Genomic DNA, 20,513 nt, shown 5'->3' with positions numbered 1-20,513 from the left:
CGCGCAGGACGGCGCGCGTTGCCGGATTCTGCGGGCAACGCGGCCGACACGCAACCTAACAAAGCCATGATATCGATGAAACCTTCTGGACAGGCTGGGGGAATCCGGGCAGCATCCAGCGCGATCCGGCGGGCAGACCCGACCGGGTGCCGCCTGCAAAGCGGGCGGTTGAGGCGAATTTGAAACAAGTATTTCGATGTACGATGGAGGACACCATGTTCAACACTCTGAAACTCGCGGCCGTCGCCGCGCTGGCGCTGGCCGGGATTTCCGCCATGGCCCCCGACACGGCCGAGGCGCAGAATTACAGCCTTCGCCCGTCCTACGGCTCGATCACGCTGAACGCCGGTTTCCTGCCTGATCCGCGCACCCGCACGGTGCGCGCGGGCGGCGATCACCATTTCGGCGGAGGTGGCGGCTGCCCGGGTGGTGGCTGGTTCGCCAATGCGCCCGACTGGCGCCTGCATTACCGCGCCGGGGGCTACCCGCTGACGATCTATATCAGCGCGCCGGGCGACACGATGCTGCTGGTCAACGATCCGTCGGGCCAGTGGTATTGCAACGACGATTTCAACGGGCTTGACCCGCTGATCCGGTTCTCGAACCCGCGTTCGGGCCAGTACGACATCTGGGCGGGCACCTATAACCGCTCGCGCGTGCACAACACCACGATCCTGATCTCGGAACGCTGATCGCGCCGGGATCGCGACAAGAAAGGCCGGGCATCGCGCCCGGCCTTTTGCTTTGGATCGCTCCGCCTTGGGGTCAGACCAGCCGCGACAGAAGGCGTTTGGCCTCGGTCTCGCACGGGGTCAGCTGGTCGCGGTCCTCGCCGGGGAAAAACCGCGCGCGCGTGGCGGTGGGCATCGGCGCGGGCGTGTCGATCACGACCTGCGGCGCGCGCTCGGCGCTCAGTCCGGCATTCTCGACCTGCCAGGCACAGGCCAGCGCGATCTGCCCCGCCTTGGCCGCACCATAGGCGCCGAAGAACTTCGCCGCTTTGTCCCCGTCGCGCCAGCTTGCATCGTCGAAGAACAGCGCCTTGCCGTTGTCCGAGCCGCGCAGCAGAGGCTCGATCATCGGGATCAGGCTGCCTGTGGCGCGCAGCGTGGTCGCCAGCGTCTTGTCCCAGTCCTTGGTCGCGATATGGCCGGCGGGCGACAGCGGGGGGACATGAACGGCGGTATGCGCCCACAGATCCACCTTGCCCCAGCGCTGATAGATCGACAGGCAGATCTGCCGCATCGCGTCGTCATTGTTGATATCGACCGGCACCAGCGTCGCCGAGCCGCCGCGCGCCTGGATCCTGTCGTCAAGCTCTTCCAGCGCGCCGGTGGTGCGGGCGACGGCGATGATGTGCCAACCCTCGGCGGCCAGCGCCTCGGACAGCGCGGCGCCTAGTCCGCGCGAGGCGCCGGTGACCAGCGCCACGCGGGTCTGGCTGTCGGGGGAAGGGGCCGACCCGGTCGGCTGCGATTCGGGGGCAAGGGGCGTGTCGATCATGGTTCGCTCAATGCCACTGCCCGGATCACCTGACAAGGCGACAAAACGGAGCAAGCAGGGCGCGGCCTTTTCGCGGCGGGTGCGGATTGTAAATTCTCGATCTTTGCAAAGACGTGGGTTTGCAAACAAGGGCGCTGGAAAAGCGGCCCGGGGCCCTGACAGGCGTTGACCGGGCAGCGGGCGGACCGGATAAAAACCGCCATCATGGACCAGAGCCGAGGGAGACTTTCATGGCCCAAGACACCCTTCTTCATGCGTCGGCGGGCGCATCCTTTCTGACCAGAGCGCTTGCCGTGCTGGGCGGCTCGGCGGTGATCGCGCTTGGCGCGCAGGTCAGCGTGCCTATGGTGCCTGTGCCCATGTCGTTGCAGACGCTGGCCGTCCTGCTGGTCGGCCTGACGGCCGGGTCGCGGCTGGGAGCGGCGGCGGTTCTGGCCTATCTGGTCGAGGGCGCGCTCGGCCTGCCGGTCTTCGCCGGGGGGCAGTTCGGACTTCCCTACATGATGGGCCCGACCGGCGGCTTCCTTCTGGGTTTTGTCGCCATGGCCTTCCTCGCCGGCCTGATGGCCGAACGCGGGGTCGCGCGGGGCTTTGCGGGCATCGTTGCGACGGGTCTTCTGGCATCGGTCGTTCTGTATGTGCCGGGCATCGCCTGGCTCGACGCGGTGACGCCGCTTGACCTTTGGGGCGCGCTGAACGCAGGCATGGTGCCGTTCCTGCTGGGGGATGCGGTGAAGATCGTGGTGGCCGCTCTGGTGGTAACGGGGGCCTGGGCGGCCCTGCGCACGCGGCGCGGCTGACCGGCCCTGAAACGCCCCCCACATTGCCCCCGGCAACCGCTTTGCCGGGGGTTTTCCTTTGACTTGCGGGGCGATCGGACGCGTGCCATGAACGGTCGAAAGATCAAGGAGCCGCGCATGTCCGATACCCCGTCGCTGATCCGCCGCACGCCGTGGCCGCAAGGCGCCTCGCGCCCGGTCGTGACGCCGCTGCAACCCTCGGTCGTCTATGCCTCGCCCGATCCGGACACGCTGGACGCGCAGTATCTTGGCACCAATCCCGGCTTCACCTATGCCCGCGAAGGCCACCCGAATGCCGAGGTTCTGGCGGCCAAGATCGACATGCTCGAAGGCGCCGAGGGCGGGATCGTCACCGGATCGGGCATGGCCGCGGTGACGGCGGCGCTGATGGGCGTGCTGAGCGCGGGCGACCACATCCTGGGCGGCGATCAGCTCTATGGCCGGTCGCTGCGCCTGATGAGCCAGGACCTGAACCGTTTCGGCATCGCGACTTCGCTGGCGGATTCGACCGATGCGCGGGCCTTCGCGGCGGCGATCCGGCCGGAAACCAAGATGATCCTGCTGGAGGTCGTGTCGAACCCGACCCTGCGCGTGGCCGATTTCGAAGGCATCGCCGCCTTGGCGCGCGAGCGGGGGATCCTGCTGGCCGTCGACAACACCTTTACCACGCCGCGCGGTTTCCGGCCCTTCGACCATGGCGCGGATATTGTCATACATTCGGTGACGAAGATCCTTGCCGGGCATTCCGATGCCACGCTGGGCTATGTCGCGGCCAAGGATCCGGCCCTGCGCAAGGCGATCTACGATTTCGCCGTGACGACCGGCATGACGGCCAGCCCCTTCGATTGCTGGCTGGCCGAGCGCGGGATCTACACGTTCGAGCTGCGCTATGACCGGGCCGAGGCGAATGCGGCGGCGCTGGCCGATCACCTGGCCACCTTGCCCGGGGTCAGGAAGGTGCTTTATCCCACACGCGCCGACCATCCCGACCACAACCGCGCCGTGTCGCTGCTGGGCGCGCGCGGCGGGCATATGGTCAGCTTCGAGATCGAGGGCGGGCGGGCGCAGGCCAATGCGCTGACACGGGGCGCGCCCGAACTGGCCTTCGCCCCGACACTGGGCGATATCGGCACGACGGTGTCGCATCCCGCCTCGTCGTCGCACCGCAATGTCCCGCTCGAGGCGCGGGCGGCCGTGGGCATCACCGAGGGGTTCTTCCGGGTGTCGGTCGGGGTCGAGGATATCGAGCTTCTGAAATCCGAATTCACCAAGGCTGTCGCCGCGTCGCAGGCGGTCCGGGCCTAGTCGCGGCGTGCCTAGTCGCGCCGGGCGCGCGGACGGGGGCGCGAGGGGATTTCCTTGAGCAGCCCGCCCACGCCCATCGCGCGGATATCCGCACCGCTGACGGACACACCGCAGATCAACCGCTCCAGCACCCAGTCCGCGCCATTGAGAGCGGGCGAGCGCGCGCAGCCCGGCAAGCCCACGACGGGCCGGCCGTTCAGGTCGCCGATGAACAACAGGTTGCCGGGATCGACCGGCATCCCGAAATGTTCGACCCGCCCCCCGGCACGCCGAAGGGCCGAGGGCGCCACGTCGCGGATATCCGAGGTGGCCGAGGCCGTCAGGATCAGGATCATCTCGCCCGGGGCTTTGACGATGGCCTCCGAAAGAGCGATTTCCTCATGCGGAACAAGTGTTTCCGGGCCGAGCTTTACCCCAAGCCTTAGCAGTCGCTCTTGCGTGACGCGGTGCCCCTTGTCGCCCAGGCCCTTGCCGACGACGGTCTCGATCATCACCGCCTCGCGCAGGATCGGGTGCGCCAGGGAAAGGCCGCTTTCAGCCTGCTGCGCTGCGGCTTGAACATGCGCCTTTTCAAGCCCATAGGCGATGATCTTCACGGTCGCGACCATGCCGCCCGGCTCCATCCGGTGCCATGGCGGGACGGTGGCCAGCGTGATCGCGGGGTCGGCTGAATTGACCGCGTTCACCTTGCCGACATCGATCCGCGCAAGCCCCGGCCCGGTGGCGAGGATATTCACGCGCCCGGTGCCGACCGGCTGCAGCTCCAGCCCCTCGGCCCCCAGCACAAGGGACCGCGCGAGTGTCAGGGCGGCGTCGTCCTCGCCGATATCCCCGGGGGCGAGCCGGGCCACGATGACCTGCGTCCGGCCCGTAGCCGCCAGCGCCTCCAGATCGCCGCGGGTCAGGACCTTGCCCTTTTTCAACCGCCCCTTGGCCAGCGGGACGGAATGCGCCAGCACCGCGCCCAGAGCCTGATCCAGCGGGACGGGGCCGAATTGCATCAGCCGCGCCTCAGCACCTGAGTGATCTGCGCAAGGATCGACACGGCGATCTCTGCCGGCGATTTTGCACCGATATCCAGACCCACGGGCGCGTGGATACGGGCGATCTGATCCTCCGGCACCCCGGCGTCGCGCAGACGCTCCAGCCGCTTGGCATGGGTCCGGGTCGAGCCGAGGCAGCCCAGATAGAAAATGTCAGACTTCAGCGCCTCAAGGATCGCCGGGTCATCAAGCTTGGTGTCATGCGTCAGCGTCACCACGGCGGTGCGCGCGTCGAGCCCTTCGGCCAGCAGCCCTTCATCGGGCCAGTCGTGGCGGATCACGGTGCCGGGGAACCGTTCTTCGCTGGCAAACGCGTCGCGCGGGTCGATGAGCACGGGATCGTAGCCTGCCAGTCTTGCCATCGGTACCAGCGCCTGCGCTATGTGGACAGCGCCTACGATCAGCATCCGCAAAGGCGGGTTGAAGAGCGCGACGAACTCGCCGGTTTCCTCCATCCCGGATCTGTCCGAGCGGAACCGGTCGGGCAGGTCGGCGGGGGACAAAAGCCGACGCTCCCAGCGATCGGGCGTGATGCCATAGGCTATGGGCTTGCGGGCGGCGCGCGCATCGACGATGGCGTCGAGCATCGACAGCGGCATCGCCTTGCCGACGGGTTCGACCAGAACCCGGATCGTGCCGCCGCACGCCAGCCCCACCGAAAACGCGGTGTCATCGCTGACGCCGAAGGTCAGGAGGCGGGGAGTCCCGTCCTCCATCGCTTCCAGCGCCTCGACCACCACCGCGCCTTCGACGCACCCGCCCGAGACCGAGCCCATGATCTCGCCCTTGCCGGAAATGGCAAGCTGGCTGCCGGCCTGCCGGGGCGCCGAGCCCCAGGTCTCGACCACCGTGGCAAGCGCCGCGCCACGGCCTTCGCGGTGCCAGTCGCGGGCGATTTCGGGGATGCGGTCATGAATCATGTCGGCGCTCGTTGCGGCACTCGTGTCGGGGGTCATCGGGGCTCCTCCTCGGCCTCCTTCGCGGGAACTATGCACAGGACAGGCCCGGATTGCCACTACGACCTTCGCCGCGAGGCGCATGCAAAACCCCCGGCGCGCGGGGCGCCGGGGGCAGTGGTCAGGCAGGTCCGTGCTTACTGCAGCTGGGCGCTTTGCAGCAGCGGCGTGATGCGGCGTACGACCACGCGACGGTTCTCGCGCTCGGCGGATTCCGTCTGGATGCGCAGATCGCTTTCGCCGTAGCCCTGCAGGACCATGTTGGCGGGCGACACGCCGAAATACTCGGTCAGGGCGCGCGCCACCGATTCCGCGCGGCGGTCGCTCAGCGTCAGGTTCGACACGTCGCTGCCCACGGCATCGGTATGGCCTTCGATCAGGAACACCTCGTTGGGGTTGTCCTCGATCAGCCCGGTCATCAGTTCGCCGAGAGCCAGCAATTCCCGCGCTTCCGAGGGCGTGATCGCGGACGACCCGGTTTCGAAGGTGATGTTCTCGACCTGAACCGCGGGGGCCAGATACCGTACGCGGTCGATCTGGCGCACCTGGTTGAGCGAGAAGTTCCGATCCAGACGTGTTTCGCTCAGCAGAGCGGCGCGCAGGGCGTCTTCGTTGCCGGGATCGACCTGCGGGGCGGCGGTCCGGTTGGGCTCGGGCAGGGTGCTGACATCGACGGCGGCCACGCTGACCGTGTCGTCGAACAGAACCGTTCGGCGGCCGTCCGCGGCGATGACGACGCGCTTGACGACGCGACCTTCGGGGTTGCGGACCGTCACGACCTGGCTGCCGTCGGGCTGCTGGACGATGGTTTCGCTTGACCCATCCTGATAGCGCCGGGTGGTCACTTCGCTGCCCGGTTGGCGCAGGATCGCGTCATCGTCGCGCAGCACCTGCAGATCGCCGTACTGGTCGCGCACGACGACCCGGTCGTCCGAGGTGGACACCACTTCGCGGTTGTCATCGAGCAGCGAGCCCACGATCAGCGCGCCCGCCGCGCCCACCACGGCGCCGGTCAGGAAGTCTGGGATGCCGTCGTCGTCGTCTTCGCGATCGCGCACCTGCTGGCCCGCGGTGCCGTCGCCCTGCGAGCCGGCCTGCTCCTGCGCACGACGTTCGGCGCGCCGGGCGCGGCGGCGTTCACGGGCTTCTTCGAAGGTTTCGTCCGAGCGGCGGACGGAATCCTCGGTCACGGTTTCGGTGACTTCCTCGACGGCGCCGTTGTCGCCGCCCGAGGCCGCCATGCTCTGATCGCCCTCGCCGCCGGCGGCAGCCTGCGCCGCAGCGGAATCACCGCCTGCGTTGTTCGGGCGTGCCTGGCCTTGGGTTTGGCTTTGGGCCTGACCCTGCGATTGGCCTTGCGGGAGCGAACCGTCGCCCGCCTGATCCGCGGGCTGGGCGCCCTGGATGGCCTCGGGCAGCGTGCCCATCTGGGCCTCGCCCGGATCGGGCGCGCGGCGCGGGGGCTCTTGCCCGGCGTTATCGCCACCGAGCATGCCTTCGAGGGCTTCGACCGATTCCGGCTGCGGCCGGGTCTCCATTTGCGGTGCGCCGCCTTGCGAGGCCTCGCCCTGGGGGCGGGCTTCGGGGCGCGGCTGACGGGGCTGCGCGTCGCCCGCCTGACCTTGTCCCTGGCCTTGGGCCTGACCTTGCGCCTGACCTTGCGCCTGACCCTGGCCCTGAGCCTGCCCGCGTTCGGCGTCAAGCGCCTCACCCAGGGCATCGCCGCCGGATTGACCTTGCTGCTGACCTTGTTGCTGGCCCTGCTGTTGGCCTTGGCCCTGACCTTGGTTCTGGCCCTGACCCTGACCTTGGCCCTGACCTTGCGTCGGAACATCCTGTCCGGGCACTTCACCCGCCGGGCGGTCGCCGGCCTCGCCACCGCCTTGCTGCCGTTGGCTGCGCAATTCCTGACGCAGTTCCTGCCGTGCCTGCCGCACGGTCTGACGGCATTCGCGGTCGCTCATCTCGGCGGTGCAGATGGATTCGTCGATATCGGCCGGGCGCTGAACCTGAGCGCTGACCGGGATAGCGAGGGGGATCGCCAGCACAAGGCTGGTCGCGATGGCGGTCGTCGTTTTGAGACTGCGGCGCATGATGGCTCCTAACTCGTCGTTTGCGGTTTGAAACGAACGCCGGTTCTGGAAAGTTCCAGACGCTGGGGGGCCATCCGGCGGGAGTTCGGTCAGGTTGGAGCGCCAGAACCCCTTAGAAGCCTGCAAAACAAGGGCATTGCGGGCATCGGCAAAAAACCGCGCCAGGGCATCACAGCATCGCGTGTGCCGTGGCGACGGGCCGGAACGAGCGGAAAACGCGAGGGGAGAAATGCGAAGCCGCCGCGTCCGGAGGGAGGAGGAGGGACGCGGCGGCTATGACTCGACCCGCTGGATGCGGGCGCGCCCGGGGGGAGGACCTGAGCGCCTGCCCGATAGATTGGTTCTGCGCCGCCGCATTCCAAGGGGCGGAGCGGGTGACGTAACGTCGCCCTGTGCCGAACCCGGCGGAGCGGCGCGAACCGCCCGAACCGAAGGCCCTGTTTCGTGCCATCTGGTCATGGCGTGTGCCGGTTTGAAACGCGGCGCGGATGGCCGGGCTGGCTAGGACGACAACAGGGCTGCGAGCCGCTCCTTCTCGCCATGGTCGCGCGGATCCGACAGGGCCTGCGCCAGCGCTTCGAGCGAGGCGATGGAATGGCCCGCGCGGATCACGTCCACATGCGGCAACATCGCGCGCACGCCCTGCGCGCGGGGCGCGAAGCCGTCCCAGCGCAGCAAGGGATTGAGCCAGATCAGCCGTTTCGCCGACAGGTGCAGCCGTTCCATCTCGCGCCCGAGCGCGGCCGGATCGCCCCGGTCGAGCCCGTCGGTAATGAGCAGCACCACGGCGCCCTGACCCAGCACCCGGCGCGACCAGTCGCGATTGAAGGCATGGAGGCTCTCGCCGATCCGCGTGCCCCCCTGCCAGTCGCGCGCCTCGCGTCCGGCGGCGTTGAGCGCGGTATCGACATCGCGGGTGCGCAGATGGCGGGTGATATTGGTCAGCCGCGTGCCGAAGGTGAAGGCATGAACCCTGGCCCAGCCCTGACCCTGCCGGTTGGCCACCGCATGGACGAAATGCAGGACCATGCGGGAATAGGAGGCCATCGAGCCGGAAATGTCGCACAGCACCACCAGCGCGGGCCAGCGGGTCGAGGGCTTGCGCCGCGCAAGCTGGCTGACCTCGCCGCCCGTGCGCACCGCGTGGCGCAGCGTGCGCCGCCAATCGGCGCGCCGGCCCAGCGGATCGGGGGTCAGGCGACGGGTCTTGAGCGGTTTCACCGGCAAGGACAGACGCGCCAGCATCCGCCGCGCCTGCGCGAGTTCCTGTGCCGACATCTGCTCGAAATCGAGCTGGCGCAGTTTCTCGTCGCCCGACGCGGTCTGCGTCGCGTCGATCTCGATTGCCTTCTCCTCCTCGTCGGGCGCGTCGCGCTCGGGCGGCAGCGGCGCCTCGGCCCCGTCAAGCAGCGCCTCGGCCGCGCGCTTGGCGGCGGCTGCGGCTTTCTCTTCCTCCTGCGCGCCACGGATCGCGGGCAGCATGAGCGACATCATGTGCTCCATGTAGCGCGGGTCGCGCCAGAACAGGCGGAAGACCTGATTGAAGACCTGCCGTTCCTCGGGACGCGAGACGAAGACGGCGTGCAGGGTCCAGTAGAAATCCGCGCGTTCGCTGAAGCCCGCGGCCTCGACCGCCTCGATCGCCGTGAGCACCCGGCCCGGACCCACCGGCAGCCCGGCCTTGCGCAAGGCCCGCGCGAAATGCGTGAGGTTCTCGGTGAGCCTGGGATGCTCGGGCAGGGGAAGGTCGGGGTATTCCAAGGCAGGCGTCCCGTGGGGCGGCGGGCGCCGGGGGTTTCACACCCCCGGACCCCCGTGGAGTATTTGAGGCAAAGTGAAGATCAGGCGGGGTTTCTCGGGCGGGATTTCTGGGGCGGGATTTCTGGGGCGGCGCGTGTCAGGTCGGGGCGAGGGTCTTGCGGGCCTCGTCGAGGATCTTCCGGGCCTCGGATCCCTGCAGGCGGGCGATGTCGTCCTGGTATTTCAGGATCGCGCCCAAAGTGTCGGCGATCACCTCGGGCGAGAGGCTGATCACGTCGAGCGCGAGCAGGCATTTGGCCCAGTCGATGGTCTCGGCCACGCCGGGCTTCTTGAACAGGTCCTCGGTGCGCAGGCGCTGGACGAAGGCGACGATTTCGCGCGAGAGCGTTTCCGCGGCTTCGGGGACGCGGGCGCGCAGGATCTCGGTCTCGCGTCTGAAATCCGGGTAATCGACCCAGTGATAGAGGCAGCGGCGCTTGAGCGCGTCATGCACTTCGCGCGTGCGGTTCGAGGTGAGGATGACGATGGGCGCCTCGGGCGCCTTGATCGTGCCGAGTTCGGGGATCGTGACCTGAAAGTCGCTGAGGGCTTCGAGCAGGAAGGCCTCGAAGGGTTCGTCGGTGCGGTCGATCTCGTCGATGAGCAGCACGGGCGCGCCGCCATCCTGCGGGCGCATCGCCTGCAGGAGCGGGCGTTCGATCAGGTAATCGGGACCGAAGAGATCGGCGCGCAACGCTTCGCGGTCGGTATTCTCGGTGGCCTCGGCCGCGCGGATAGCGACCATCTGCGCGGCGAAGTTCCATTCGTAGACGGCGGAGGACGCGTCTAGGCCTTCGTAGCATTGCAGACGGATCAGGCGGCGGCCGAGCGCTGCGGCGATGGCCTTGGCGATTTCGGTCTTGCCGGTGCCGGCCTCGCCTTCGAGAAACAGCGGGCGGCCCAGTTTCAGCGCGAGGAAGCTCACCGTGGCAAGCGCGCGGCCGCAGACGTAATCCTGGCCGGCCAGCAGGTGCTGGACGTCGTCGATGGTGGCGATGTCGGTCTGGCTCACGCCGGTTCCTCCCTGGCTGATCCGGGGGCATGATGGGGCCGGGCCGGGCGCGATACAAGCGCTGCGCCGGGGGGATGCGACCAATGGACAGGTCGGTTCAGGGGGTGCGGGGGGCAAGCTGCGCGATGAAGCGTTCGAGCTGGTGGGGATCGACGGGCTTGTAGAGAAGCGGCGCGCCGGCGCGGCGCGCGCGCAGGCGCAGCGGCTCGTCGCGCGCGGCGGTCAGCAGGCGCGCGGGCAGGGGCCCGTAGCGCGCGGCGAGGTCGCGCATCAGCGTGAAGCCCGCCTCTTCGGTCCCGGCGCGGCAATCGACGAGGACGAAGTCCGGGGCGAGCGCGATCTCGTCGGTGAGGCCCAGCGCCTCGTCGGGATCGGGCACGTCGAGGATATCGACGCCCCAGCCTTCGAGCAGATGCGCCAAGGCGCGGCGCATCTCGGCGTCTTCGGCCACCAGAAGACCCAGCAGGCCGCGCGGCAGATCCGGCCGGGGATCACGTGGGTCGCGCGGGTCGCGCGGATCGGGCGCGCGCGGGGGGCTTGTGTCGCGGGGCGCGGGGGCGCCCAGATGCAGGATGAAGCGGGTGCCGTGCCCGAGCCGGGAATCGAGCGTGACGTCATGGCCCAGAAGCGCGGTCGCCCGTTCGACAATGGCTAGACCCAGACCCATCCCCTCGGAGGCCGAGGCGCGGGCATTGAGGCGGTGGAACTCGCGGAAGATCGCCTGATGCTCTTCGGCGGGGATGCCGGGGCCGGTATCGGTGACTTCGACCCTGAGCCCGCCCTGAACGCTTCGCACGCCGACCAGCACACCGCCTGCGGGCGTGTAGCGCAGCGCGTTGGCGATGAGGTTTTGCAGGATCCGGCGCAGCCAGACGGGATCGGACAGGACCACCGCCTCGGTCGGACGCAGCCGCAGCGACAGGCCGCGATCCTGCGCGAGGGGGAAGAATTCCTGGTACAGGCGGTCCAGCAGCGGGCCCAGCGGCACCGCTTCCTGACGCACGCTCAGTCGCCCGCTTTCGAGCCGCGAGATATCGAGCAGCGCGTCGAGGATGCTCTCGACGGATTCGAGCGCCGAGCAGGTCTTGGCCAGCGCGTCCAGGGCGCGGGGATTGAGGTTTTCATCCTCCATCGAGGCGAGGAAGAGCTTGGCGGCGGAGAGCGGCTGCAACAGATCGTGCGAGGCGGCGGCGACGAAGCGCGAGCGGGTGGCGCTGGCGCGTTCGGCCTGGGCCAGAGCCGCGCCCAGCTCTCGCGTGCGGTCGGCGACGCGGGCCTCGAGCGTTTCATTGGCGCGCGACAGCGCGGCGATGGCGCGGCGTTCCGCAGTGACATCGGTCACCGAGACGACGAAGCCGCGATCGGGCATTTCCTGCGCGAAGGTATCGAGCACGACATCGCCCGCGCGCGTCATGTCGAAGCGCAGCGGCGGGCGCGGTCCGGGCGTGGCGACCCAGGTCAGCAGCGTGCCGAGCCCCTGCGCATCGGCCCGCTGGCTGGCCAGCATCCGCGCGACCAGATCGGCAAAGGACGCGCCCTGCCGGAACCGCGTGCGCGACACGGCCAGAAGTTCGGCCGCGCGGTCGTTCCAGCCCACGAGACGGGCCTCGGCATCGAAAATGCAGACGCCCTGGCTGATGTGATCGAGCGTGGCACGCACGATACGGGCCTGATCGTCCATCAGCCGGCCATGCGTTTCGCGCTCGGCGCGGATGATGTCGGTGACATCGGTCTGCAGGATCACGGTGCCGCCGTCTCCGGTGCGGTGTTCGCTGACCTGCAGCCACAGATCGCCGGTCAGCTCGACGGTAAAGCTGGTCGAGCGGTCGCGGTGCCGGCGCAGGCGCTGCAAGGCCCAGTCCTGCGGGCTGAGCCCGTCGGGCAGGCGCAGATGGCCCGAGGCGCTGACCACCTCGACGTAATCGGCAAAGGACATGCCGGGGATCAGCCGGTCGCGGATGTCGCGCAATTGCAGGCCGAAGCGGGAATTGCACAGGACCAGAACATCGTCCGGTCCGAACAGGCCGAAGCCTTCCTGCACCGTTTCGATCGCATCGGTCAGGTTGCGGCGCGCGGCCTCGGTCTCGCGGTTGGCGGCGGCCAGGCGGGCATTCGACTCGTTGAGCAGATCCAGCGCCGTTTCCAGCTCTCGGGTGCGGGCGCGAACCTGATCTTCCAGCATCGCCGCGCGCTCGAACTGGGCATAGGCCGCGCCCGACTGGTCGGTGCCCTGTTCCACGCGGCGCATCAGCACATCGACGATCTGCAACAGCTTGTCGGTCTGGCGCGCCGCGCTGTCGCCCGGGTCCAGAAGCGCGCGCGCCATGTCGCCGCGCGCGGCGGGCGGTCGCGGGCTCATGGCTGGACCTCGGGCGGGTAGATCGCCACGCCGGTCAGCGTCTGGTTCACATGCATCGCGTTGAGCTGTTCGCCATAGGTCGAGAAGCCGGTCACGCGGTGGGCGCGCAGCAGCGACGAGATTTTTGGCGTCAGCTGCTTTTCCTGCGCTTCCATCCGGCGCAGCACGCAATCGCAGGCGAGGATCGCGTCGGGCGGCGTGCCGTTGCGGCTGAGGCTGCGCAGCGCGCGGTCGAGATGGTCGGCCATGTCCTGGGCCTCAGCCAGCGTCAGCACCAGCCCCTCGTCGATGGCCGAGTAGAAGATCAGGTCGCCATTGTCGTCGACCTGCCGGATCGAGCGGACATGATGGCGCCCGCCGATCCGCACGACCACCGGATGGGCGGCAAAGATGAACGGGCTGAGCTGACGCGGGTCCTTGCCCAGAAGCCGGGCATATTCCTGGGCGGCGGGTTCGGCATTGATGGTCTGCACGCTGCGCCGCGCGGGATCGGCGCCGGTGACGACCATGCGGGTCTGGGTGGGCGTGAAATGGTCGAAGCGGAAGACCCGGATCGCGCAGCGGCTGCGGACCAGAGCCAGAACGGCGGCGTTGCGCAGCACGCGGCCGTCATGGAAGACGAAGGTTTCCAGAAAGCGCGTGCCATCCGCCGCGGAACCGCCGAAAAGCTGCGCTCCGCCAAGGCCGGGCGCGATCATCGAGGCGAACTCGTCCTCTTTCGTCGACAGCCCGTCGATCATCAGGAAGACGAATTCGTTGTCCCAGCCCGGATGCGCCCGCGTCAGGCTGCCCCGCGCGCGGATCAGATCGCCGATCACGGTCTGCGCCTCGACGCGCGACAGGTCGGGGACCAGAAGCGTCTCGGCCCCGAACTCGGTCTTGGGGAAGCCCACCGCGACGATCAGCCCTTCGGCATAGCCGACCGCGCCGATCTCGCCCGCCGTGGTGCAACCGATGATGGGGGCCGGGTGCGTGGCCTGCGACAGGTCCGACAGGATCGCCGCGGGATCGGCGGCGTCGGGCGACAGGAAAACCACGATCAGCGCGAAGGGTCCGGGGCCCAGCCCGGCCGTCAGCCCGGCCACCGGCGCAGGGTCTTCGGCCACGCATTCGGCGATGCGGATCACGCTCTGGTTCATGCAGCCTCTCCCCCCGGCAACGCCCCTGCCGGTAGCGCCACGGGCGAAGGCTAGGGCCGGGCGTCCGGCTTGTCCAGAAGGCCGTCCGGAGCCCGGGCGTTGGTCCGGATCTCAGTCCGGATCTCCGTCCGGGCCCCAGTCCGGGCCTCAGTCCGGGCCTCAGTCCGGGACCTTGCGGGCGACGATGAAATGGCTGGGCGGACGGGCCGGGTAATCGCCGGTCTCGACGATCTCGAACCCCGCCTTGCGGATCGCCTCCTGAAGCCAGCGGCGGGTGAAGTATCGCACGGGCGGCGCCTTGCCCAGAGCGCGCATCACCGCGGTCACCGGCCACAGGAACCAGAAGCCGCTGCCCAGGCAGGCGGATTTCGAGATGAAATACCCGCCGGGTTTCAGCGCCGCGAAGGCTTTCGCGGCCTCACCCGCCGGGTCGGGGCACAGATGCAGCAGGTTGAAGGCGAGGATCGCGTCGAACGGCCCGGCGTCCAGCGCAGGATCGCCCAGCTGCCCCACCTCGATCGTCAGATTGTCGACCCCGGCGGCCTGCGCTTTCTCGCGCCCGATGCGGACCATCCCGGACGAGATGTCGGTCGAGAGGTAGCGCGCGACATGCGGCGCCAGGGTGATCGCGGTCGACGAAGTTCCCGCGCCCAGTTCCAGCACGCTGTCGGTGCTGCGCAGGTAGGCGCGCGTGCGCTCGAGCGTCAGAGCATAGGCTTCGGGATTGGCGACGGGTCTGGCGGCATAGCGCGCGGCGATGCGGTTCCAGAACGGGGCAGTGTCACGGGGCGGGGCAATGGTCATGGCGGTCACGATGGGTCTCCTTGGCTGCGCGGACAATAGCCTTGGCGCGCTTCATGCGGAATTGCATGAATCTGCAGCCATGCTATGCATGGGTGCATGAATCCTGCAGCGATCGGCTTCGACTGGAACCAGGTCCGCGCCTTTCTGGCTACGATGGAAACCGGGACCCTCAGCGCGGCGGCGCGGGCGTTGGGCGTGGCGCAGCCGACCGTCGGTCGCCAGATCGCTGCGCTGGAAGAGAGCCTCGGGCTGGCGCTGTTCGAGCGCGCCGGACGCGATCTGGTGCTGACACCGGCGGGACGGGCGGTCGAGGATCACGTGCGCGCGATGGGCACGGCGGCGGCGCAGCTGGCGCTGGTGGCCGCGGGGCAGACGAAAGGGCCCGGCGGGCGGGTGACGATCTCGGCCTCGGACACGGTCGCGACTTATCTGCTGCCCGATGTGCTGGCCAGCCTGGCCGAGACGACGCCCGATCTGCAGATCGGCATCGTGGTGACGAATCTTTTGTCGGACCTGATGCGACGCGAGGCGGATATCGCCATCCGCCATGTCCGCCCCGAAGAACCAGGCCTGATCGCCCGGCGCATCCGGAGCGGGCAGGCGAGCCTCTATGCCAGCGGCGACTTCCTGCGCCGCCATGGGCGGCCCTCAAGGATCGAGGACCTGCGGAATCTGCCCCTGATCGGCTTGACCGCGCCCGAGGCGATGGCGCGGATGCTGCGCGCGCGCGGCTTGCCGGTAAGCGAGGCAGGGCTGCCGTTCTTCAGCGAGAACACGGTGGCCGGCTGGGAACTGGTGCGGCGCGGGCTGGGGATCGGGCTGATGGCCGACGACATCGCCGCCAAGACCCCGGGGGTCGAGAGGATCCTGCCGGATTTCTGGGTAAGCGAGGTCGATCTGTGGCTGGTCAGCCACCGCGAATTGCACAGGAGCGCGCGGATAAGGCGGGTCTGGGATCATCTGGCCGGGGCATTGCGCAACGCGCCGGAGCGGGGGTGATCGGCAAAGGGGGAGAGGTTTCGCCCTCGCCCGCCGCGCCTTCGGCACGGCCGTCTCGCGCGACCTGCCGGGGGCATTCTGCCCCCGGACCCCCTGAGGATATTTGCCGAACAAAGACGCGGTGCGCGGAGCTAAAGACAAAGGGGGCGGCGCCGATACGACCCGCCCCCTTCGATGGAACGCCCGGTGGCGTCGTGCCTTGTTATGTCAAGCCGTTGCAGAAGGTCTGGATGCGCGTGCAGGCTTCCTTCAAGGCCTCGTCCGAGGTGGCGTAGCTCACCCGGAAATTGGGGCTGAGGCCGAAAGCCGCGCCGAACACCACGGCAACCCCCGTTTCCTTGAGCAGCGTCTTGGCGAAGGTCTCGTCATCCTCGATCAGGGTGCCGCCGGCCGAGGTCTTGCCGATGCAGCCCGAGATGTCGGGATAGACATAGAACGCGCCTTCGGGCTTGGGGCAGGTGATGCCGGGGGCCGCGTTGAGCATCTCGACCACCAGGTTGCGGCGGCGCTGGAAGGCCTCGCGGAAAGGCACGAGGAAATCCTGCGGGCCGTTCAGCGCCTCGAGCGCGGCCCATTGCGCGATCGAGCAGGGGTTCGAGGTCGATTGCGATTGCAGCGTCGCCATCGCCTTGATCAGCGCCACCGGGCCCGCGGCATAGCCGATCCGCCAGCCGGTCATCGCGTAAGCCTTGGACACGCCGTTGCAGGTGAGCGTGCGCTCGTAGAGGCCGGGCTCGATCTGGGCGGGCGAGAAGAACTCGAAATCGTCGAAGACGAGATGTTCGTACATGTCGTCCGACATCACCCAGACATGCGGATGCTTCATCAGGACGTCGGTCAGCGCCTTCAGCTCGTCCTTCGTGTAGCCCGCGCCCGTGGGGTTCGAGGGCGAGTTGAAGATGAACCACTTGGTCCTCGGCGTGATCGCCGCTTCGAGCGCGTCGGGCGTGAGCTTGAAACTCGTCTCGATCCCGGCGGGCACCGTCACCGGCGTGCCGCCCGCAAGCAACACCATGTCGGGATAGCTGACCCAGTAGGGCGCGGGGATGATCACCTCGTCGCCCGGGTTCAGGGTACAGATCAGCGCGTTGTAGAGCGTCTGCTTGCCGCCGGTGCCGACGGTGATCTGGTTGGGCTGATAGCTCAGACCGTTCTCGCGCTCGAACTTGGCGCAGATCGCCTTTTTCAGCTCGGGGATGCCGTCGACGGCGGTGTACTTGGTCTTGCCCGCGTCGATCGCGGCCTTGGCCGCGTCCTTGATGTTCTGCGGCGTGTCGAAATCCGGCTCGCCGGCGCCGAGGCCGATCACGTCCTTGCCGGCAGCCTTCATCTCGGCCGCCATGTTGGTGACGGCGATGGTCGCCGAGGGTTTGACGCGCGCGAGAGTGTCGGAAAGGAACGGCATGGGTCGCCTCCGGTTTGTTTTTCCCGGAGCCATCTCATATTCTGCGCGCCATGGGCGTTCAAGGGCCAAGGTGGTCCTTGCGGCGCGAAGGACCGCCATTGGCGAGGAGGATACATGAACGACACCTGGTTCACCGACGACCACGCGACGCTTGGGGATCGCCTTGCGGCCGGCCGCGAAGCCGCGGGCATGACGCAAAGCCAGCTGGCGCAGCGGCTGGGCGTGCGGGCGAAGACCCTGCGCGACTGGGAAAACGACGTCTCCGAGCCGCGCGCGAACCGGTTGCAGATGCTGGCGGCGTTGCTGGGCGTGTCGCTGCGCTGGCTGCTGACGGGCGAGGGCGACGATGTCCAGCCGCAGGGGGCCGTGGAAGAGACCCCGCCGAGCCCGGCGGCGACCGCCGCACTGGCGGATCTGCGCAGCCTGCGCGGTGAGCTTCTGGCGATGGGCGAGCGCCTGGGCCGGCTGGAAAAGGTGCTGAAGACGCAGCTGGCCACGGCCCAGGGCGGCGCGCAACCGGGCGAGCAGGGCCAGTGAGCGCGGCTATGCCAGAGGCCCCGGTCAGCCCCGAAGAGACCCGGCTCAAGCGGTTGCGGATGCGGTCGTGGCGGCGGGGCATCAAGGAGATGGACCTGATCCTCGGGCCGTTCTCGGACAGCGAGCTGGCCGGTCTGGATCCCGCGATGCTGGATCTCTACGAGGCTCTTCTGAACGAGAACGACCACGACCTCTATCAATGGGTCACGGCGCGGATCGGCACAGGGTCTGCCCAGCCGAAGGGACCGCAGACCTATGCCGGGCTGATGGACCGGATCGCCGCTTTCGCCGCGACCCGGCTCTGATCCGGGCGGGTGTCGGAGCGGCGGCGACCGGCTGTAACAAGTTGAACAAAAAGACAAAAGGCCGGGAAGACCCCGGCCTTTCGCGTGTCTGTCAGAGGCAGGCTTACTTGCCCGATTGCGGCGAGGCCGGGGCGCTGCCCGCGCTCATCGTGATCGAGGCCGAGCAGGTCGGGGCGCCGAAGGTGCCCACCCAGATGTCATAGCGTCCGGCCTGGGCACCGCCGATCTGCAGCGCCGGCTGCAGATCGGTGGCATCGTCGTTGAAGAGCCATGCGGTAGTCGGATCGTTGACCAGAAGCGTGGTGTCGCAATCGCCCGAGACGCTGATGTTCAGCGGTCCGGTCTGATCCTGCGGATCGTAATAGAGCGAGAAGTTGGGCGCCTGCGAGACGTAACCATGCGCTTCCATTTCGCAGGAATCGCTGAACAGGTCGACCGTGCCGCCCGCCGTGGTCTGCTGCGTCTCGGTGCCACCGGCGGTCAGCTGGACCTCGGTGCCGCCCAGCGACCATTCGGGGCAGACCGGCGCGGCAGGCTGGGTCGGGGTGCCGCCGGACGAGCCACCGCTGGGCGGGAAGGTCTCGGCCACCAGCGTCGCCTGGCACGACGAGCCGCCATAGGTGCCGACCCAGATGTCATACTGCCCGGACGGGGCGCCGGCCAGACGGATCGCCGGTTGCAGCGTGCCGTTCGCATCGTCGTTGAAGTGCCATGCGCCGGTCGAATCGTTGATCAGAAGCGTGGTGTCGCAATCGGTCTCGACGCGGAATTCCAGATCGCGTCCCAGCGTGAGCGCGTCGTATTGCAGCGTGAAGTTCGGTGCCGGCGTCACGCGACCGACGCCATCGACCGAGGAGCAGGCCGCGAGGTCAAGCCCGCCACCGGCGAAGAGCGGGTATTGTTGCGGAACCCAGGCGGTCTCGGAATCCGTGGTGATCGGGATCCCGCCAAGCTGCCAGTCGGGGCATTGCTGGGCCATGGCGCTGCCGGCGAAAGCCAGGCTCATGGCCGTTCCGGCCGCGGCGATCCTGAAAGTGTTTTTCCAATGGTGGTAAATTGACATGGTTTGCTCCTGAAATGAACTGCGATGCGCGCCCGAGGGTGGAGTCATCCGCGCGGTCAGTCAAGATATTAGACCCGCCCGGGGGGCTCATCACTTGGTGAGAGGATTGCAACAATCTGCCCGTCGGACATGGAAAGACCGCCCGCAGGCGGTCTTTCCCGATGGTGGGTTGCGGTCCGCGGGCCGGTCAGAACGTCTCGACCGTCATCGTGGCTTCGCAGGTCTCGGTGCCATAGGTGCCGACCCAGATGTCGTACTGGCCCGAGGCGGCGTTTTCGATGCGCAGCGCCGGGTTCATCTCCATCGCGTCATCGTTGAACAGCCATTCGCCCGAAGCGGTGTTCACCAGAAGCACGGTGTCGCAATCGCCGTCCACACGGATTTCCAGCGCGCGCCCCATGCCGAGCGCGTCGTATTGCATCGTGAAATCCGGATTCTCGATGACATAGCCCGTGCCCGGAATCTCGGCGCAGGAGGAAAGATCGAGGTCGCCACCGGCGATAACGGTGGTCGATTGCGGCACATAGGCCTGCTCGGCGTCATAGCTGAGCGCGGCACCGCTTTGCTGGTAGCTCGGGCACATCGCCTGGGCGAAAGCGGGCAGGGAGACGATCAGCGCCGCGGCGAACGTGTTACGAAACAGGGGGGTCATCGGGAGGTCCTTTGTTGAAACCGTCCGAGTGATACACAGCAAAATCTCGCGCGGTCAACGGGCTGTTCGCGGGGGCCCGGTCACAGCCGCGTATCGGGCGAGCGTCGAAAATCCGGGCCTTAACCCGGTCTTTGCAATTTGTCTGGCAAAGTCGCCGCGTATCCCCGGCCGGAGAGGCGAATGAGCTTTCATACCCATGTCAGAAACGCGCCCGCGACAGCAGACAGCTTCGACCCGTCCGCTTTGCTGCCGCGCTATCTCGAATCGCTGGCGCTGGTGGAACGGTTGCACCGGCTGCTTCTGGACGTGATCAAGGACGAGTTCGAGCGCCTTGCGATACTCGATATCAACGCGGTGCAGGCGCTGCTCTTGTTCAATATCGGCGATAACGAGGTGACGGCGGGAGAGTTGAAGAGCCGCGGCTACTACCAGGGCTCGAACGTCTCGTACAATCTGAAGAAGCTGGTGGAAAACGACTACATGCACCACGCGCGGTGCGAAATCGACCGCCGCTCGGTGCGGGTCCGGCTGACCCGGCGCGGGCACGAGGTCCGGCGCGTGGTGGCCGATCTGTTCCTGCGCCATGCCGAAGGACTGGTCGCCAAAGGCGTCGTGGATGGCGAGGCATTGGAACAGATCAACGCGATCCTGAAGCGGATGGAACGGTATTGGTCAGACCAGATCCGCTATATCTACTGATGCCGGACCGGTTGCGTTCGAGAAGGGGAGAAGGGGCGG

The 20,513-nt window shown here is 68.0% G+C and carries 20 protein-coding genes; 8 read left to right on the top strand and 12 right to left on the bottom strand.

The genetic code is table 11. From position 1 onward, the window contains the following. Positions 1 to 215 precede the first annotated feature (215 nt). Positions 216 to 692: a peptidase S1 gene (locus tag C4N9_RS05995; protein ID WP_109532393.1), complete on the top strand. Its 477-nt coding sequence runs from the start codon at positions 216 to 218 to the stop codon at positions 690 to 692. Positions 693 to 765: 73 nt separating this feature from the next. Here C4N9_RS05995 and C4N9_RS05990 read toward each other — a convergent pair whose 3' ends face one another. Further along, entirely contained in the window at positions 766 to 1,503 is a 738-nt protein-coding gene (locus tag C4N9_RS05990; protein WP_109532392.1) for an SDR family NAD(P)-dependent oxidoreductase, read from the bottom strand. A gap of 230 nt (positions 1,504 to 1,733) precedes the next feature. On the opposite strand from C4N9_RS05990, the gene C4N9_RS05985 reads away from it, so the two are divergent. Both C4N9_RS05985 and C4N9_RS05980 read left to right on the top strand, forming a co-directional pair. Beyond that, on the top strand, positions 1,734 to 2,303 hold the full coding sequence (locus tag C4N9_RS05985; protein ID WP_109532391.1) for a biotin transporter BioY: 570 nt from the start codon (positions 1,734 to 1,736) through the stop codon (positions 2,301 to 2,303). 117 nt (positions 2,304 to 2,420) lie between these two features. Further along, positions 2,421 to 3,608, top strand: coding sequence for a trans-sulfuration enzyme family protein (locus C4N9_RS05980; RefSeq protein WP_109532390.1), 1,188 nt, complete (start codon positions 2,421 to 2,423; stop codon positions 3,606 to 3,608). An 11-nt stretch (positions 3,609 to 3,619) separates the two neighbouring features. Here the strand turns inward: C4N9_RS05980 and C4N9_RS05975 are convergent, their stop codons facing one another. The 3 genes from C4N9_RS05975 to C4N9_RS05965 form a co-directional block, all read right to left on the bottom strand. Continuing rightward, a complete protein-coding gene (locus tag C4N9_RS05975; RefSeq protein WP_109532389.1) occupies positions 3,620 to 4,609 on the bottom strand; it encodes a molybdopterin-binding protein in 990 nt (329 codons plus the stop codon). Next, positions 4,609 to 5,607 (bottom strand): XdhC family protein, encoded by a 999-nt coding sequence (locus C4N9_RS05970; protein ID WP_109532388.1) that lies wholly within the window; start codon positions 5,605 to 5,607, stop codon positions 4,609 to 4,611. Before C4N9_RS05970 ends, C4N9_RS05975 begins: the two co-directional genes overlap by 1 nt. A gap of 137 nt (positions 5,608 to 5,744) precedes the next feature. Further along, the gene (locus tag C4N9_RS05965) at positions 5,745 to 6,848 is read right to left on the bottom strand and encodes an OmpA family protein (protein ID WP_146195124.1); all 1,104 of its coding nucleotides are present in this window, start codon (positions 6,846 to 6,848) and stop codon (positions 5,745 to 5,747) included. A gap of 90 nt (positions 6,849 to 6,938) precedes the next feature. Here C4N9_RS05965 and C4N9_RS05960 point away from each other — a divergent pair, with 90 nt between their 5' ends. Beyond that, a complete protein-coding gene (locus C4N9_RS05960) occupies positions 6,939 to 7,712 on the top strand; it encodes a hypothetical protein (protein ID WP_146195123.1) in 774 nt (257 codons plus the stop codon). Positions 7,713 to 8,201: 489 nt separating this feature from the next. Here C4N9_RS05960 and C4N9_RS05955 read toward each other — a convergent pair whose 3' ends face one another. The 5 genes from C4N9_RS05955 to C4N9_RS05935 all read right to left on the bottom strand — a co-directional run bounded on the left by C4N9_RS05955 (position 8,202) and on the right by C4N9_RS05935 (position 14,814). Continuing rightward, positions 8,202 to 9,461: a vWA domain-containing protein gene (locus C4N9_RS05955; RefSeq protein WP_109532385.1), complete on the bottom strand. Its 1,260-nt coding sequence runs from the start codon at positions 9,459 to 9,461 to the stop codon at positions 8,202 to 8,204. A 136-nt stretch (positions 9,462 to 9,597) separates the two neighbouring features. Further along, positions 9,598 to 10,512 carry an AAA family ATPase gene (locus C4N9_RS05950; RefSeq protein ID WP_109532384.1) on the bottom strand — a complete coding sequence of 305 codons (915 nt, stop codon included), beginning with the start codon at positions 10,510 to 10,512 and terminating at the stop codon, positions 9,598 to 9,600. A 97-nt stretch (positions 10,513 to 10,609) separates the two neighbouring features. Next, positions 10,610 to 12,838, bottom strand: a complete 2,229-nt coding sequence (locus C4N9_RS05945; protein ID WP_109532561.1) for a hybrid sensor histidine kinase/response regulator — start codon at positions 12,836 to 12,838, stop codon at positions 10,610 to 10,612. A gap of 29 nt (positions 12,839 to 12,867) precedes the next feature. Next, positions 12,868 to 14,010 carry an FIST N-terminal domain-containing protein gene (locus C4N9_RS05940; RefSeq protein ID WP_109532383.1) on the bottom strand — a complete coding sequence of 381 codons (1,143 nt, stop codon included), beginning with the start codon at positions 14,008 to 14,010 and terminating at the stop codon, positions 12,868 to 12,870. A gap of 159 nt (positions 14,011 to 14,169) precedes the next feature. Further along, positions 14,170 to 14,814 (bottom strand): class I SAM-dependent methyltransferase, encoded by a 645-nt coding sequence (locus tag C4N9_RS05935; protein WP_109532382.1) that lies wholly within the window; start codon positions 14,812 to 14,814, stop codon positions 14,170 to 14,172. A 96-nt stretch (positions 14,815 to 14,910) separates the two neighbouring features. Here C4N9_RS05935 and C4N9_RS05930 point away from each other — a divergent pair, with 96 nt between their 5' ends. Next, complete coding sequence (locus C4N9_RS05930) at positions 14,911 to 15,813, top strand: LysR family transcriptional regulator (protein ID WP_109532381.1); 903 nt, start codon at positions 14,911 to 14,913, stop codon at positions 15,811 to 15,813. A 202-nt stretch (positions 15,814 to 16,015) separates the two neighbouring features. Here C4N9_RS05930 and C4N9_RS05925 read toward each other — a convergent pair whose 3' ends face one another. Further along, entirely contained in the window at positions 16,016 to 17,218 is a 1,203-nt protein-coding gene (locus tag C4N9_RS05925; protein ID WP_109532380.1) for a pyridoxal phosphate-dependent aminotransferase, read from the bottom strand. Between the two features lie 114 nt (positions 17,219 to 17,332). On the opposite strand from C4N9_RS05925, the gene C4N9_RS05920 reads away from it, so the two are divergent. Both C4N9_RS05920 and C4N9_RS05915 read left to right on the top strand, forming a co-directional pair. After that, complete coding sequence (locus C4N9_RS05920; RefSeq protein WP_109532379.1) at positions 17,333 to 17,755, top strand: helix-turn-helix domain-containing protein; 423 nt, start codon at positions 17,333 to 17,335, stop codon at positions 17,753 to 17,755. Positions 17,756 to 17,763: 8 nt separating this feature from the next. Beyond that, entirely contained in the window at positions 17,764 to 18,060 is a 297-nt protein-coding gene (locus C4N9_RS05915) for an FAD assembly factor SdhE (protein ID WP_245902476.1), read from the top strand. 103 nt (positions 18,061 to 18,163) lie between these two features. Here the strand turns inward: C4N9_RS05915 and C4N9_RS05910 are convergent, their stop codons facing one another. Both C4N9_RS05910 and C4N9_RS05905 read right to left on the bottom strand, forming a co-directional pair. After that, the gene (locus tag C4N9_RS05910) at positions 18,164 to 19,066 is read right to left on the bottom strand and encodes a hypothetical protein (protein WP_109532377.1); all 903 of its coding nucleotides are present in this window, start codon (positions 19,064 to 19,066) and stop codon (positions 18,164 to 18,166) included. Between the two features lie 244 nt (positions 19,067 to 19,310). Further along, positions 19,311 to 19,775, bottom strand: coding sequence for a hypothetical protein (locus tag C4N9_RS05905; protein ID WP_109532376.1), 465 nt, complete (start codon positions 19,773 to 19,775; stop codon positions 19,311 to 19,313). Positions 19,776 to 19,955: 180 nt separating this feature from the next. Here C4N9_RS05905 and C4N9_RS05900 point away from each other — a divergent pair, with 180 nt between their 5' ends. Continuing rightward, positions 19,956 to 20,474, top strand: coding sequence for a MarR family winged helix-turn-helix transcriptional regulator (locus tag C4N9_RS05900; protein ID WP_109532375.1), 519 nt, complete (start codon positions 19,956 to 19,958; stop codon positions 20,472 to 20,474). Positions 20,475 to 20,513 lie beyond the last annotated feature (39 nt).

This window comes from Pararhodobacter marinus (assembly GCF_003122215.1).
GTDB classification, from domain to species: Bacteria; Pseudomonadota; Alphaproteobacteria; order Rhodobacterales; family Rhodobacteraceae; genus Pararhodobacter; species Pararhodobacter marinus.
The sequence above is the reverse complement of the archived record's forward strand: the minus strand, read 5'-3'. Positions and strand labels throughout refer to the sequence as shown.

Bases quoted from the DNA above. Each gene is read 5' to 3' on its own strand.
- C4N9_RS05920 (WP_109532379.1), top strand. From the start codon at position 17,333: ATGAACGACACCTGGTTCACCGACGACCACGCGACGCTTGGGGATCGC.
- C4N9_RS05925 (WP_109532380.1), bottom strand. From the start codon at position 17,218: ATGCCGTTCCTTTCCGACACTCTCGCGCGCGTCAAACCCTCGGCGACC.
- C4N9_RS05915 (WP_245902476.1), top strand. From the start codon at position 17,764: ATGCCAGAGGCCCCGGTCAGCCCCGAAGAGACCCGGCTCAAGCGGTTG.
- C4N9_RS05900 (WP_109532375.1), top strand. From the start codon at position 19,956: ATGAGCTTTCATACCCATGTCAGAAACGCGCCCGCGACAGCAGACAGC.
- C4N9_RS05940 (WP_109532383.1), bottom strand. From the start codon at position 14,010: ATGAACCAGAGCGTGATCCGCATCGCCGAATGCGTGGCCGAAGACCCT.
- C4N9_RS05990 (WP_109532392.1), bottom strand. From the start codon at position 1,503: ATGATCGACACGCCCCTTGCCCCCGAATCGCAGCCGACCGGGTCGGCC.
- C4N9_RS05975 (WP_109532389.1), bottom strand. From the start codon at position 4,609: ATGCAATTCGGCCCCGTCCCGCTGGATCAGGCTCTGGGCGCGGTGCTG.
- C4N9_RS05965 (WP_146195124.1), bottom strand. From the start codon at position 6,848: ATGGCGGCCTCGGGCGGCGACAACGGCGCCGTCGAGGAAGTCACCGAA.
- C4N9_RS05905 (WP_109532376.1), bottom strand. From the start codon at position 19,775: ATGACCCCCCTGTTTCGTAACACGTTCGCCGCGGCGCTGATCGTCTCC.
- C4N9_RS05985 (WP_109532391.1), top strand. From the start codon at position 1,734: ATGGCCCAAGACACCCTTCTTCATGCGTCGGCGGGCGCATCCTTTCTG.
- C4N9_RS05910 (WP_109532377.1), bottom strand. From the start codon at position 19,066: ATGAGCCTGGCTTTCGCCGGCAGCGCCATGGCCCAGCAATGCCCCGAC.
- C4N9_RS05945 (WP_109532561.1), bottom strand. From the start codon at position 12,838: ATGGCGCGCGCGCTTCTGGACCCGGGCGACAGCGCGGCGCGCCAGACC.
- C4N9_RS05930 (WP_109532381.1), top strand. From the start codon at position 14,911: ATGAATCCTGCAGCGATCGGCTTCGACTGGAACCAGGTCCGCGCCTTT.
- C4N9_RS05935 (WP_109532382.1), bottom strand. From the start codon at position 14,814: ATGACCATTGCCCCGCCCCGTGACACTGCCCCGTTCTGGAACCGCATC.
- C4N9_RS05980 (WP_109532390.1), top strand. From the start codon at position 2,421: ATGTCCGATACCCCGTCGCTGATCCGCCGCACGCCGTGGCCGCAAGGC.
- C4N9_RS05970 (WP_109532388.1), bottom strand. From the start codon at position 5,607: ATGACCCCCGACACGAGTGCCGCAACGAGCGCCGACATGATTCATGAC.
- C4N9_RS05995 (WP_109532393.1), top strand. From the start codon at position 216: ATGTTCAACACTCTGAAACTCGCGGCCGTCGCCGCGCTGGCGCTGGCC.